Here is a 13,361-nt window from a genome sequence, read left to right on the forward strand (position 1 = left end):
ATGATCCATGCCCTGCATCTCCTTGATGTCCGCACCCGCCGCGAACACCTTCTCCCCGCCGTAGACGACCACGGCCCGCACATCCTCGCGCCGCGTCACCTCCCCGGCCAGCGCGCGCAAGCCCTCCTGGACGGCGGTGTCCAACGCGTTCATCGGCGGGCGGTCCAGACGGATGGTGCCGACACCCTCGGCGACTTCGAGATTCACGGTCATGGCCGGCCTCAGCTGTCGTAGTCGACGGCGAGTGTGTCGGACACGGGGAAGGTCTGGCAGGTGAGGACGTAGCCGGCGTCCACCTCGGCGGGTTCGAGGGCGTAGTTGCGCCGCATGTCCGCCGTGCCGTCGGTGACCAGTGCGCGGCAGGTGCCGCAGACGCCGCCCTTGCAGGCGAAGGGCAGGTCGGGCCGGGTCTTCTGGGCGCCGTCGAGGATCGAACTGTCCTTGCGCAGCGCGGAGTTGGTGGTGCGGCCGTCGAGGGTGACGCTGACCTGGCTGACGGGGCCGTCGTAGACGGTGTCGATGTGTTTGTTGGTGCGTACGGGCTCGTCGTCGGCGTAGAACAGCTCCTGGTGGACGCGTTCGGCGGGGACGCCGAGTCCGGCGAGGATCTGCTGGGCGTCGCGGACCATGCCGTGCGGGCCGCACAGCCACCAGTGGTCGGCGGTGTCCACGTCGACCAGGGCGTCGACGAGGGTGGCGAGCCGGTCGGCGTCGAGGCGGCCGGAGAGGATCTCCGCCTCGCGCGGTTCGCGGGAGAGGACGTGCGCGAGCTGGAACCGGCCGGGGTGCAGGTCCTTCAGGTCGGCGAGGTCGTCGGCGAACATCACGGTGTCGGTGCGCCGGTTGCCGTAGAAGAGCGTGACGCGGGAGCGGGTGTCGGCGGCGAGGACGGATTCCGCGATGGACAGCATCGGGGTGATTCCGGAGCCGGCGGCGATCAGGACGTGGTGGCCGGGGCGGGTCAGGTCGGGGGTGAAGACGCCGGTGGGGGCCATCACGTCGACGGTGTCGCCGGGGCGTACGTCGTTGACCAGCCAGGAGGAGAACAGGCCGCCGGGGACGACGCGTACGCCGATCCTGGGGCGTGCTCCGGCCGGGGAGCAGATGGAGTAAGAGCGGCGTTCGTCGCGTCCCTCGACCTCGCGGCGGAGGGTGAGCGACTGGCCGGGCCGGTACGCGAACTCCTCGGCGAGGTGGTCGGGGATGTCGAAGCTGATGGCGGCGGCGTCCTCGCACAGCGGCTCGACGGCGGCGACCCGCAGGGCGTGGAAGGCCGGGCGGCGGCGCGCCGGGCGGGCGGGGGTGGTCGGGGCCGGGGCGGTCACTGGTCCACTGTCCTTTCCAGAAGCGGGAGTTGGGGGCTCGCCACGGCTGGGAGCCGGGGACTCGCCACGGCTGGGAGCTGGGGGCTCGCCATCAGATCTCCTTGACGTACTCGAACGGCTCGCGGCAGGCGCGGCACCGCCACAGGGCTTTGCAGGAGGTCGCGGCGAAGTGCGAGGTCTCCTCGGTGTCCGCCGATCCGCAGCGGGGGCAGGGCACCGTACGACGGGTCGGCGCCAGGGTGAGCGTGACCGGGCCGCGGGGGGCGGCTCCTGGTGGCGCGATGCCGTGTTCGGCGAGCTTGGCGCGGCCGGCCGGGGTGATCCAGTCGCTGCTCCACGGCGGGTTCAGGACCGTACGGATCTCCACGCGCGTGTACCCGGCGTCCCGCAGCCGCGCGGCCACCTCGGCACGCATCTCGGCCATCGCCGGGCAGCCCGAGTACGTCGGCGTGAGGCTCGCGACGACCGTGCCGTCCTCGCCCACCTCGACGTCGCGCAGTACGCCGAGGTCGGCCAGCGTGAGCATGGGCATCTCGGGGTCCGGCACCTGCGCGGCGATGTGCCGGGCGTGCCGCGCGTCGAGCAGGGTGGTCACCATGTCGCCTCCGGGTGGGCGCGGGCCACGCTCTGGAGTTCGGTCAGGAGGGGGGCGAGGTGTTCGGTGTGGTCGCCGTCGCGGCCGTGTCCGGGGACCGGTGCCGCCTCGGGCAGGGCGAGCCCGGCGGCGTCGGTGACCTGCCGGAGCACGCCCAGCACCTCCTCCTTCAACTCCCCCTCTCCGGCGAAGAGTTCGTCCAGGTACGGGGCGATGCCCGCCAGCGCGTCGCGCATCCGTCGCTGCGACTCCTCGGTGCCGTCGCCGAGTCGGACGACCCACTCGGCGGCGTACTGGCGGTGGTACGCCAGCTCCTTGACGCCCTTGGCGGCGATGGCGGCCAGCACCGGGTCCGGCGTGCCGGCGGCGAGCCGCTCGAAGAGTGCCAGCCGCCAGGAGGACAACACCAGCAGCCGGGTGATGGAGAACGCGAAGTCTCCGTTGGGCAGTTCGGCCAGTCGTACGTTGCGGAAGGCGTCGGCGTCACGGAAGTAGGCGTACGCGTCCTCGCCGCGTCCGGTGCCGTCCACCTGGCCGGCGCGCGCGTACAGCAGGCGGGTCTGGCCGAGCAGGTCGAGGCCGATGTTGGCGAGCGCGACCTCCTCCTCCAACTCGGGGGCGGCGGTGCACCATTGGGCCAGTCGCTGGGCGCTCACCAGCGCGTCGTCGCCAAGTGCCAGGCAATGGCCGGCCAGTTGGGCGGTGTCCGTCCCCTCCGGCACGGTCTGGTCCACGCCGTGCAGCGGGTCCTCGAAGCCGGTGCCGAAGGCCCAGCGGGCGTCGCTGTCGTCGTGCCCCTCGGCCAGGGACAGATAGACGTGGTCGTCGCTCATTCCCTGCTCCTAGATGTGGGGGACGTCGTCGGGGATGTCGTAGAACGTGGGGTGGCGGTAGACCTTGTCGGCGCTCGGCGCGAAGAACGGGTCCTTCTCGTCGCGGGTCGAGGCCGCGATGTGCTCCGAGCGCACGACCCAGATGGACACGCCCTCGTTGCGCCGTGTGTAGAGGTCGCGGGCGTGGGTGAGCGCCATGGCGTCGTCGGCGGCGTGCAACGAGCCGACGTGGACGTGGTTCAGTCCACGCTTGCCGCGTACGAACACCTCGTACAGGGGCCAGTCCTGCTTCATGCCGCCGCTCCTTCGGTCCGCTGCGTACGGGCGGCCTGCTTGGCCGCGTGGGCGGTGGCCGCCTCCCGGACCCAGGCGCCCTCCTCGTGGGCGGCCCGGCGGCGCGAGATCCGCTCGGCGTTGCGCGGTCCGTCGCCGCGGATCACGCACTGCAACTCGGACCAGTCGGGGGTGCCGAAGTCGTGGTGGCCACGCTCCGCGTTCCACCTCAACTCCGGGTCGGGCAGGGCGACTCCGAGCTTCTGTGCCTGCGGGACCGTCATGTCCACGAAGCGCTGGCGCAGTTCGTCGTTGCTGTGCCGCTTGATCTTCCAGGCCATGGAGCGGGCCGAGTTGGGCGAGTCGTCGTCGGGCGGACCGAACATCATCAGCGACGGCCACCACCAACGGTCCACGGCGTCCTGGACCATGGCCCGCTGGGCGTCGGTGCCGCGCATCATCGTGAGCAGCAGCTCGAAGCCCTGACGCTGGTGGAAGGACTCCTCCTTGCACACCCGGACCATCGCCCGCGCGTACGGTCCGTACGAGCAGCGGCACAGCGGCACCTGGTTGCAGATCGCGGCGCCGTCCACGAACCAGCCGATCACGCCGACGTCGGCGAAGGTCGGCGTCGGGTAGTTGAAGATCGACGAGTACTTCTGCCGGCCCTCGATCAGCGCGTCGGTCAGCTCGGCACGGTCCGCGCCCAGGGTCTCGGCGGCCGAGTACAGATACAGTCCGTGGCCCGCCTCGTCCTGCACCTTCGCGAAGAGGATCGCCTTGCGGCGCAGGGAGGGCGCGCGGGTGATCCAGTCACCCTCCGGCTGCATCCCGATGATCTCCGAGTGCGCGTGCTGCGCGATCTGCCGGATCAGGGTCCTGCGATAGCCGTCGGGCATCCAGTCGCGAGGCTCGATCCGCTGGTCCCTCGCGATCGTGGCGTCGAACTCCGCCTCGAAACGAGCACCGTCCCAGTCGGCACCTGACGCCTCCGTGCCTGTACCGCTCATCGACACACCAACTTCCCAACCGACCATTCGTTCGGTACCTAGTCTGATGGGTTTCCTCCGGTGAGGCAAGACCCATCGGGGGAATGGCTGGTCAGCGTTCCTGGAGCGACGACGCCGCCCGGGAGGGAGGGAGGGAGGGAGGGAGGGACCGCCGCGGCGGCATGGTGGCCCTGTACCGAGCCGCTCCCGGGCCACGGCCTCGCGCTCCAGCACGCTGGCGGGGCCTGCGGCGGGCGCGGTTCGCAGCAGCGGCTTGACCTCCGCGTAGACAGCGGTGGGCCCGGCGGCGAGGATCGACATCGGCAGCCGTCGCACCCGCTCGAAGAGCCGGCTGTTGATGCCCTGAAGGGCTTCGTCCCGCCCGCGTGCCAGCAGCTCCGCGATGTCGGCGCCGCCCGCGAAGACCCCGCCGCGACCGGTGAGCAGGAGGAACTTCGGGTCCTGCTCCAACTGGTCGCAGACGGCGTGCAGTTCGCGGATCCTCCGTCCGCTGATGGCGTTGCGGGCGTCGGGGCGGTGCAGGATGACGACCACCCGGTCCGCGCGCTCCTCGACGAGGAGGGTCTCGTACGGGCCGGTGTCGGTGCGGGCGCTCATATCCGCTCCGCGAGCATCGCGACGCCCTGGCCCACTCCGACGCACAGCGTGGCCAGGCCCCGTCGGGCGTCCTCGCGCTCCAGCCGGCCGAGCAGCGTGAGCAGGATGCGGGCGCCGGAGCAGCCGAGGGGATGGCCGAGTGCGATGGCGCCGCCGTCGGCGTTGACCTTCTCCTCGTCCAGCTTGAGGCGGCGGGTGACGGCGAGGGCCTGGGCTGCGAAGGCCTCGTTCAGTTCTACGGCGTCCAGGTCGCCGGTCCCCCATCCGACGCGGGCGAGTGCCTTCTCGGTGGCGGGGACCGGGCCGAGGCCCATGAGGTGGGGCCGCACTCCGGCCGAGGCGGAGGTGACGATCCGGGCCCTGGGGGTGAGCCCATGGCGCCGGACGGCCGCCCCGCTCGCGACGACCAGGGCGGCGGCGCCGTCGGACAGCGGTGAGGCGGAGCCCGCGGTGACGACGCCATCGGCGCGGAAGATGGTCCGCAGGGAACCCAGTTTCTCCAGCGTGGTGCCCGGGCGCGGCCCCTCGTCGCGGGTCACCTCGCCGTCCTTCACCGCGACCGGCACGATCTCCCGGTCGAAGCGTCCCGCCTCCTGCGCGGCGACGGCCCGCCGATGGCTGCGCAGCGCGAACGCGTCGGACTCGGCCCGGGTGATCCCGTCGAGCGCGGCGACCTCCTCGGCCGTCTCCCCCATCGACAGGGTGTCCTGGGCGGCGAAGTTCGGGTTCGTGAAGCGCCAGCCGAGCGAGGTGTCGTGCACCTCCCCCGGCTTGGCCCACGGCGTGCCGGGCTTGGCCATCACCCAGGGCGCGCGGGTCATCGACTCCACCCCGCCCGCGACGACCAGGTCCGCCTCCCCGGCGCGGATCGCCTGGGCGGCCGAGGCCACGGCGGTCAGGCCCGAGGCGCACAGCCGGTTGACGGTGTAGCCGGGCACGGTGTGCGGGAGCCCGGCCAGCAGTACGGCCATGCGGGCCACGTCCCGGTTGTCCTCGCCGGCCTGGTTGGCGGCGCCGAGGATCACCTCGTCCACCTCCTCGGCCGGGATCCCGGCGCGGCGGACGGCCTCGCCGACGACCAGCGCCGCGAGGTTGTCGGGACGCACGGAGGCCAGGGCGCCGCCGTAGCGGCCCTGCGGGGTGCGGGCCCCGTCGATCAGATAGACCTCGTCGGACGGCAACTCGGGCATCGATGGGCTCCTCGGCGGGGGGGGCGGGCCGGTGTGACCGCGGGGTCGCGAAGCGGCCGGTGGCGAACGCGGGGTCGGGCGGCCCTGAGCTGGTCCGGGGCATGCGGTCCACCCCTTGACAGGCAGTGGCGTTGCTGGATTACATGGCCGTGCCGCACGCTAACCGAATGTTCGGTCGGTCCACAAGGCCGTGGAACCGACGGTGGAAAAGGTGGTGGAGGATGACGCGGGACGCTGACACGGCTTCGAGCCCGACGGAGCGGATGTTCGCCGCCGACGAGGCGTCCCGGGCTCTCGGCATCGAGCTGGTCGAGCACGGCGCGGGGACCGCCGTGCTCCGGATGACCGTGACCCCGGCCATGGTCAACGGACACGGGATCGCCCACGGTGGCTATGTGTTCCTGCTCGCCGACTCCGCCTTCGCCTGTGCCTGCAACAGCCACGGCCCGGTGACCGTGGCCGCCGCTGCCGACATCGACTTCGTCGCCCCGGCGCACGAGGGCGACGTCCTGGTGGCGACCGCCACGGAGCGCACCCGGTTCGGGCGCAGCGGTATCTACGACGTGAGCGTGGAGCGCGGCGACCAGGTGATCGCGGAGTTCCGCGGCCGCAGCCGCAGTATCAGCAGCGCGAGGACGAAGGAGTCTCCATGAGCAGCGACCCGACAGCCCCGGCGGCCCCACCGGCTTCGGCGCCCGTGAGTCCGCGACGGGGGGAACCGCTCCCCGACGGGTTGCTGGACGCCGCCGAGCGCCTCACCCGCGAGGAGCTGCGCGAGCACCAACTCCGCCTGCTCCAGGCCACCTTGCGACACGCCTACGACAACGTGGAGCTGTATCACCGCAAGTTCGACGAGGCCGGGGTCAAGCCCGGCGACTGTCACACCCTTGAGGACCTGGCCAGGTTCCCCTTCACCACCAAGGCCGACCTGCGGGACACCTACCCCTTCGGCATGTTCGCCGTCCCCATGGACCAGGTCCGTCGTATCCACGCCTCCAGCGGCACCACCGGCCGCCCCACAGTCGTCGGCTACACAGAGAACGACCTTTCCATGTGGGCCGACGTGGTGGCCCGCTCGATCCGCGCGGCCGGCGGCCGGCCCGGCCACAAGATCCATGTGTCGTACGGCTATGGATTGTTCACCGGTGGTCTGGGCGCCCACTATGGCGCCGAGCGCGCGGGCTGCACCGTGATCCCCGCCTCCGGCGGCATGACCGCCCGCCAGGTGCAGATCATCCAGGACTTCAAGCCCGAGATCATCATGGTCACCCCGTCCTACATGCTCACCCTCCTCGACGAGTTCGAGCGCCAGGGCATCGACCCGCGCACCAGCTCCCTCAAGGTGGGCATCTTCGGCGCCGAGCCGTGGACGGAGGAGATGCGCCGCGAGATCGAGGAGCGCATGAACATCCACGCGGTCGACATCTACGGCCTGTCCGAGGTGATCGGCCCCGGTGTGGCACAGGAGTGCGTGGAGACCAAGGACGGCCTCCATGTGTGGGAGGACCACTTCTACCCGGAGGTCGTCGACCCGTTCACCGACGAGGTGCTCCCCGACGGCGACAGCGGCGAGCTGGTCTTCACCTCCCTCACCAAGGAGGCCCTGCCGATCATCCGCTACCGCACCCGCGACCTGACCCGGCTGCTGCCCGGCACCGCCCGCCCGGCCTTCCGGCGCATCGAGAAGATCACCGGCCGCTGCGACGACATGATCATCCTGCGCGGGGTGAACGTCTTCCCCAGCCAGATCGAGGAGATCATCCTGCGCACCCCCGCCGTCGCCCCGCACTTCACGATCCAGCTCAGCCGACGCGGCCGGATGGACCACATGACGGTCCGCGCCGAGGCCCGCCCCGGCACCGGCCCCGAGCAGCGCGCGACCGCCGCCGTGGCGATCGGCAAGGGCATCAAGGACGGCGTGGGGGTCACCGTGGACGTGGAGATCGTCGACCCCGAGACCCTGGAGCGCTCGGTGGGGAAGATCCGCCGGGTCAAGGACCTGCGGGAGAAGTGACATCCGTGGCTGCGATCGCCCTGGTTGCCGTGGTCGCCGGCCTTGTCACAATGACCGGGTGACCAGGACACCTGTGCAGAACCCGGCCGGCCGCCAGGGCCGGCCCGCCTACGACCGTGACTCGCTGCTGGAGATCGCCGTCGTGGTCTTCAACGAACGCGGCTACGACGGCACCGGCATGGAGGAACTGGCCAGGCGCCTGGGCCTGAGCAAGTCGAGCATCTATCACCATGTGTCCGGCAAGGAGGAACTCCTCGAACTCGCGGTCAACCGCGCCCTGGACGCGCTGTTCGCCGTACTCGACGAGGACGGCGGTGCGCACGGGGAGCGGGCCGGGGACCTCACGGCCACCGCCCGGATGAAGCGCGTCGTCCACCGCAGCGTCGAGGTGCTCGCCGCCGAACTGCCTTACGTCACGCTGCTGTTGCGGCTGCACGGCAATAGCTTGGTCGAGCAGCGGGCGCTCGCAAGACGCCGTGAATTCGACCACCGGGTAGCCGAGTTGATGACCCGGGCGGCGGCCGAGGGAGGCATACGCGCGGACATCGATCCGCACCTCGCGAGCCGGCTGCTGTTCGGCACCGTCAACTCCCTCGTGGAGTGGTACCGCCCCGACCGCGGCCTCACCGCGCAGACACTGGCCGACGCCCTGACGACCATCCTCTTCGACGGCCTGCACGGGCCCAACTCCCCTGCTCCGCACGCCTCGTGACAGACACCCAGGTACGATGATCGAGAGCTCGGCCCGATCCCCGTTCACCCGGCGCGATGGAGTTGCCATGTCGACCGACCCCCAGCCGTCACCGCAGATCGACACCGGCAAGGCCCATCCCGCGCGGGTCTACGACTGGCTGCTGGGCGGCAAGGACAACTACCCGGTCGACGAGGCCGTGGGAGAGCGACTGCCTCCCGAGGCGAAGGACGCGGCCCGGCAGAACCGCCAGTTCATGCACCGGGCGGCGACCTGGCTCGCCGGCCAGGGCATCGACCAGTTCCTGGACATCGGCACCGGCATCCCCACCGCGCCCAACCTGCACCAGATCGTCCAGCAGTCGGTGCCGGCCGCGAAGGTCGTCTACACCGACAACGACCCGATCGTCCTGCGTCACGCCGAGGCGCTGCTGGTCAGCCACCCCGACGGGGTCACCGACTACATCCAGGCCGACGTACGTCAGCCCGAGGCCATCGTCGAACACGCCCGCCACGTCCTGGACTTCACCCGCCCGATCGCCCTCTCGCTGATCGCGCTGATGCACTTCGTCCCCGACGAGCAGGACGCCCACGGCATCGTCCGCAATCTCGTCGCCACCCTGCCGCCCGGCAGCTATCTGGTGCTGTCGCACGCCTCGTCCGACCTCTACCCCGAACTCACCGAGCGGGTCATCGCCGAATACGCCAAGGGCGGCATCGAACTCGGCCTCCGCACCCGCCAACAGGTCGAGCGCTTCTTCGACGGACTCGATCTCGTACCGCCCGGCCTGGTGACCACGACCGAGTGGAACCCCCCGGCGTCGGACGAGACCCCAGAAGGCAGCGGGATCTACTCGGCGGTCGCACGGGTCCGCTGAGACGGCCCGGAGGACGGCCCCGGCCCGCGTCCCCGGGGCATTGTCAGTGGTGGCAGGCAGGATGAGAGTCATGACAACTCCTGCAGCTGTGATCGTGGACGCCGCCGCCTACGCGCAGGCGGTCGAGGACGCGGTGAAGGCGTCGGCCGCCTACTACGCCGCCGGCACCTCCGCGCTGGACGACGACTCCTACGACCGGCTGGTGCGCGGCATCGCCGCCTGGGAGGCCGACCATCCCGACGAGGTGCTGCCCGATTCCCCCAGCGGGAAGGTCGCCGGTGGCGCGGTCGAGGGCGATGTCCCGCACACGGTCGCGATGCTGAGCCTGGACAACGTGTTCTCGCCGGAGGAGTTCACCGCCTGGACCACCTCGCTGGCCCGAAGAATCGACCGCGAGGTCGTCCGGTTCAGTGTCGAACCGAAGCTGGACGGCCTGGCTATCGCGGCCCGCTACACCCGTGGCCGGCTCACCCGGCTCATCACCCGCGGCGACGGCACGGCCGGGGAGGACGTCACCCACGCGATCGGCACCATCGAGGGCCTGCCCCAGGAGCTGGCCGAGCCGGTCACCATCGAGGTGCGCGGCGAAGTCCTCATGACCACCGCCCAGTTCGAGCACGGCAACGAGGTGCGTACGGCGCACGGCGGGCAGCCCTTCGCCAACCCGCGCGGCGCCGCCGCGGGCACTCTGCGCGCAAAGGAACGCGCATACACGGTGCCGATGACGTTCTTCGGCTACGGCCTGCTCCCCCTCGCCGACACCGAGGCCGGGCTCGCGGCCCGGCTGGCCGAGAGCGCGCACAGCGACCTCATGGGACAGACCGCCGCCTACGGGGTCAACACCACCGCCACCACGCCCGTGCCCGGCATCACCGCCGACACGGTCGAGCAGGTGCTGGCCCGGGTCCAGGAGATCGGCGCGCTGCGGGCCGGGCTGCCGTTCGGGATCGACGGGATCGTCATCAAGGCCGACCTGGCCGCCGACCAGCAGGCCGCCGGATCGGGCTCGCGCGCCCCGCGCTGGGCGATCGCCTACAAGCTCCCCGCCGTGGAGAAGATCACCCGGCTGCTGGAGGTGGAGTGGAACGTGGGCCGCACCGGCATCATCGCCCCGCGCGCCGTCCTGGAGCCGGTGGAGATCGACGGGGCCACCATCACCTACGCCACCCTCCACAACCCGGGCGACATCACCCGCCGCGATCTGCGCCTGGGCGACCACGTGATGGTGCACCGGGCCGGCGACGTCATCCCCCGCATCGAGGCACCGGTCGCACATCTGCGCACCGGCGAGGAACAGCCCATCGTGTTCCCCGAGGTGTGCCCGCGCTGCGGCTCCGGCATCGACACCAGTGAACTGCGGTGGCGCTGCGAGCAGGGCCGCAACTGCCATCTGGTCGCCGCTCTGTCCTACGCCGCCGGCCGCGACCAGCTCGACATCGAGGGCCTGGGCCACACCCGCGTCGTACAGCTCGTCGACGCCGGACTGGTCGCCGATCTCGCCGACCTCTTCGCCCTCACCCGCGACCAGCTTCTGGGCCTGGAGCGGATGGGCGAGACCAGCACCGACAACCTCCTCGCCGCGATCGGCGCCGCCAAGGACCAGCCACTGTCCCGGGTGCTGTGCGCGCTCGGGGTGCGGGGCACCGGCCGTTCCATGTCCCGCCGTATCGCCCGCTATTTCGCCACGATGGACACCATCCGTGCCGCCGACGCGGAGGCGATGCAGCGGGTCGAGGGCATCGGCACCGAGAAGGCCCCCTCGATCGTCGCCGAACTCCTGGACCTCGCCCCGCTGATCGACAAGCTGGCGGCGGCCGGGGTCAACATGACCGAGCCCGGCGCGACCCCGCCCGCCCCCACGACCGGCGACGCCACCGCCGACAGCGCGGAGGCCGCGGACACGGCCGCCGGGCCACTGGCCGGAATGACCGTGGTCGTCACCGGCGCGATGACCGGCCCCCTGGAGAAGCTCAGCCGCAACCAGATGAACGAACTCGTCGAGCGCGCGGGAGGCCGTTCCTCCTCCAGCGTCTCCAAGAAGACCACCCTGGTCGTCGCCGGCGACAACGCGGGCTCCAAGCGCGCCAAGGCCGAGAGCCTCGGCATCCGCCTCGCCACACCCGCCGAGTTCGCAACACTGATCGCCGACTACCTCAACTGAGCGCTGCCGTAAGGGTGTTCCGCAGGTCACAGTCATCGGCAGGGCGTGGGCGGGAACAACTCAGGGCGGCTGCCCGTTCCTCTACATGTGGCCGCGCGCCACCACCAACGGCCCCGGCTGGTCTCCCCCGTCCAGCCGGGGCTCTTTCGTTCCACGGCGGCTTCGAGCGTTCCGCGACGAGGGCAGAATGGACGTCACACAGCCGCTGCGGATGGGGAGTTCATGGACACGCGTACGTTCGACGCGCTGACGGAGTCGATGAAGAGCGCGTACGTCGCGGGTCTCGGTGAAGGTGCCGTGCCGCGCCCGGTCATCATGCCGCTCGTGGGCGGCCAGTTGGTCGGACTGATCTGGCTGCGCCCCGTCAAGGCCGGCGAGGACGCGCTGACCGCCATCGCGTCGCTCTCGAACATCGCCGCGGCGGCCGGTGCCGACGAGGTCGTCCTCGCCTGGGAGACCCAGGACGTCGCCACCGCCTGCGAGTTGCCCGTCGTCGGCCCGTCGCCGTGCCTCAACATGGTGCACGCCACGAAGGACGGCCATACGCTCCACCAGTTCCCGTACACCGAGGACTCCGCGTCGGCCGGGCCGCGGTGGGAACCGGCCCCGGCTCCCCAGCCCGGCGGCGAACTGGTGTCACCCGTCCGGGCCGCGGTCGACTACGCCTTCACCCCCATCGAGCTGGACCACCCGTCCCCGTTCGGCGTCACGGTCGTCCTGATGGAAGAGGACGGCTATGTCCTGCGCCTGACGGAGGCGTTCGCGTTCTGAGCGACGATCGACAATAGAGGTCCGATTGCCTCTCGCCGTCAAAAAAGTGACCCACTTCGCGAGCCGGAGGCACCGCTTCATCGTCACGGGCCTACGCTGTGGCGGTGACCAGTGTCGATGTCGCCGCCGGACCCGCCGCCGAGAGCGGCCCCGAGCCACGCACCCAGTCCCTGATGCTGACGTTCTTCGGCGCGCATGTGCTGGGACGGCCCATCGCCGTGTCGTCGGGCAGTGTGATCGCCGCCCTCGGGCGGGCGGGCAGCAGCGAGGAGGCGGTACGGACCACCCTGAACCGGATGGTCAAACGCGATCTGCTGGAGCGCCGCCGCCAGGGCCGGAAGACCTACTTCGGGCTGACACCGCACGCCGCCCAGGTGCTGACGGACGGCAGGGACCGCATCTGGAGCACGGGCGCGGTCAACCGTGACTGGGACGGCCGCTGGACGATGGTGGGCTTCTCGCTGCCCGAGGCATGGAGCCGTGAACGGCACGATCTGCGCTCCCGCCTGATCTGGGCGGGCTTCGGCCCCCTGCAGAACGGCCTGTGGGTGGCCCCGGCGCGCGTCGACGTCCGCGAGATGGTGGCCGGCCTCGGCCTGGAACCGTATCTGCGGGTGTTCCGCGCCGAGGTGGAGTCGCCGACCGACGTCCGTGAGGTGCTGGAGCAGGCCTTCGACGTGCCGGCCATCGGCGCCCGCTACCGGGCGTTCCTGGACCGCTGGGACCGCACCGATCCCCTGCCGGCCGCGGCCTCCGGCGACGAACTCGCGGGTCAACTCCTGGTGCACACCGATTGGTTGGACCTGGTACGACGGGACCCGCATCTGCCCGCCGAGCATCTGCCGGGGGACTGGCCGGCCGCCCAGGCGGAGACCGTCTTCCGCGGTCTGGCCGGCCGCTGGGAGCGCCCGGCGGCGCGCGCGGCCGCACGGCTGCTGGACACCCTGACGCTGGACTGATCTCCGACCGAGCGCGTCCCCACGGGGACCCGTCCGCCTCATTATTGGTCAGTGTATTGACGGCA

General features: G+C 71.3%; 14 protein-coding genes and 1 pseudogene. 7 read left to right on the top strand and 8 right to left on the bottom strand.

Translation table 11 applies throughout. The features are described 5' to 3' along the window. The 8 genes and pseudogenes from AB0M63_RS17265 to AB0M63_RS17300 all read right to left on the bottom strand — a co-directional run. Window positions 1-213, bottom strand: a 213-nt coding sequence (locus AB0M63_RS17265) for an enoyl-CoA hydratase-related protein (RefSeq protein ID WP_366019946.1), incomplete at its 3' end; no start/stop codon positions are given. A gap of 8 nt (window positions 214-221) precedes the next feature. Then, window positions 222-1,325 carry a 1,2-phenylacetyl-CoA epoxidase subunit PaaE gene (paaE, locus tag AB0M63_RS17270; RefSeq protein WP_366019947.1) on the bottom strand — a complete coding sequence of 368 codons (1,104 nt, stop codon included), beginning with the start codon at window positions 1,323-1,325 and terminating at the stop codon, window positions 222-224. A 91-nt stretch (window positions 1,326-1,416) separates the two neighbouring features. Beyond that, window positions 1,417-1,923: a 1,2-phenylacetyl-CoA epoxidase subunit PaaD gene (paaD, locus tag AB0M63_RS17275; RefSeq protein ID WP_355924475.1), complete on the bottom strand. Its 507-nt coding sequence runs from the start codon at window positions 1,921-1,923 to the stop codon at window positions 1,417-1,419. Continuing rightward, complete coding sequence (gene paaC, locus AB0M63_RS17280; RefSeq protein ID WP_366019948.1) at window positions 1,917-2,753, bottom strand: 1,2-phenylacetyl-CoA epoxidase subunit PaaC; 837 nt, start codon at window positions 2,751-2,753, stop codon at window positions 1,917-1,919. Before paaC ends, paaD begins: the two co-directional genes overlap by 7 nt. 9 nt (window positions 2,754-2,762) lie before the next feature. Then, a complete protein-coding gene (gene paaB, locus AB0M63_RS17285) occupies window positions 2,763-3,047 on the bottom strand; it encodes a 1,2-phenylacetyl-CoA epoxidase subunit PaaB (protein WP_355924471.1) in 285 nt (94 codons plus the stop codon). Then, the gene (gene paaA / locus AB0M63_RS17290; protein ID WP_366020371.1) at window positions 3,044-4,036 is read right to left on the bottom strand and encodes a 1,2-phenylacetyl-CoA epoxidase subunit PaaA; all 993 of its coding nucleotides are present in this window, start codon (window positions 4,034-4,036) and stop codon (window positions 3,044-3,046) included. Before paaA ends, paaB begins: the two co-directional genes overlap by 4 nt. 294 nt (window positions 4,037-4,330) lie before the next feature. Beyond that, window positions 4,331-4,633 (bottom strand): annotated as a pseudogene (locus AB0M63_RS17295) (enoyl-CoA hydratase/isomerase family protein); the annotation flags it as partial. Then, entirely contained in the window at window positions 4,630-5,823 is a 1,194-nt protein-coding gene (locus AB0M63_RS17300) for a thiolase family protein (RefSeq protein WP_366019949.1), read from the bottom strand. The pseudogene AB0M63_RS17295 and the gene AB0M63_RS17300, both read right to left, overlap by 4 nt. 221 nt (window positions 5,824-6,044) lie before the next feature. Here AB0M63_RS17300 and paaI point away from each other — a divergent pair, with 221 nt between their 5' ends. The 7 genes from paaI (at window position 6,045) to AB0M63_RS17335 (ending at window position 13,296) form a co-directional block, all read left to right on the top strand. Beyond that, window positions 6,045-6,476 (top strand): hydroxyphenylacetyl-CoA thioesterase PaaI, encoded by a 432-nt coding sequence (gene paaI / locus AB0M63_RS17305; RefSeq protein ID WP_355924465.1) that lies wholly within the window; start codon window positions 6,045-6,047, stop codon window positions 6,474-6,476. Further along, entirely contained in the window at window positions 6,473-7,837 is a 1,365-nt protein-coding gene (paaK, locus tag AB0M63_RS17310) for a phenylacetate--CoA ligase PaaK (RefSeq protein ID WP_366019950.1), read from the top strand. Before paaI ends, paaK begins: the two co-directional genes overlap by 4 nt. Window positions 7,838-7,895: 58 nt before the next feature. Further along, entirely contained in the window at window positions 7,896-8,549 is a 654-nt protein-coding gene (locus tag AB0M63_RS17315; RefSeq protein ID WP_366019952.1) for a TetR/AcrR family transcriptional regulator, read from the top strand. Between the two features lie 67 nt (window positions 8,550-8,616). Next, complete coding sequence (locus tag AB0M63_RS17320; RefSeq protein WP_366019953.1) at window positions 8,617-9,405, top strand: SAM-dependent methyltransferase; 789 nt, start codon at window positions 8,617-8,619, stop codon at window positions 9,403-9,405. 61 nt (window positions 9,406-9,466) lie between these two features. Continuing rightward, complete coding sequence (ligA, locus tag AB0M63_RS17325) at window positions 9,467-11,566, top strand: NAD-dependent DNA ligase LigA (protein WP_366019954.1); 2,100 nt, start codon at window positions 9,467-9,469, stop codon at window positions 11,564-11,566. A 222-nt stretch (window positions 11,567-11,788) separates the two neighbouring features. Further along, window positions 11,789-12,337, top strand: coding sequence for a hypothetical protein (locus AB0M63_RS17330; protein ID WP_355924456.1), 549 nt, complete (start codon window positions 11,789-11,791; stop codon window positions 12,335-12,337). A gap of 98 nt (window positions 12,338-12,435) precedes the next feature. Further along, a complete protein-coding gene (locus tag AB0M63_RS17335) occupies window positions 12,436-13,296 on the top strand; it encodes a PaaX family transcriptional regulator C-terminal domain-containing protein (RefSeq protein WP_355924454.1) in 861 nt (286 codons plus the stop codon). Window positions 13,297-13,361: the final 65 nt, after the last annotated feature.

Source organism: Streptomyces sp. NPDC051576 (assembly GCF_040681835.1).
GTDB lineage: Bacteria > Actinomycetota > Actinomycetes > Streptomycetales > Streptomycetaceae > Streptomyces.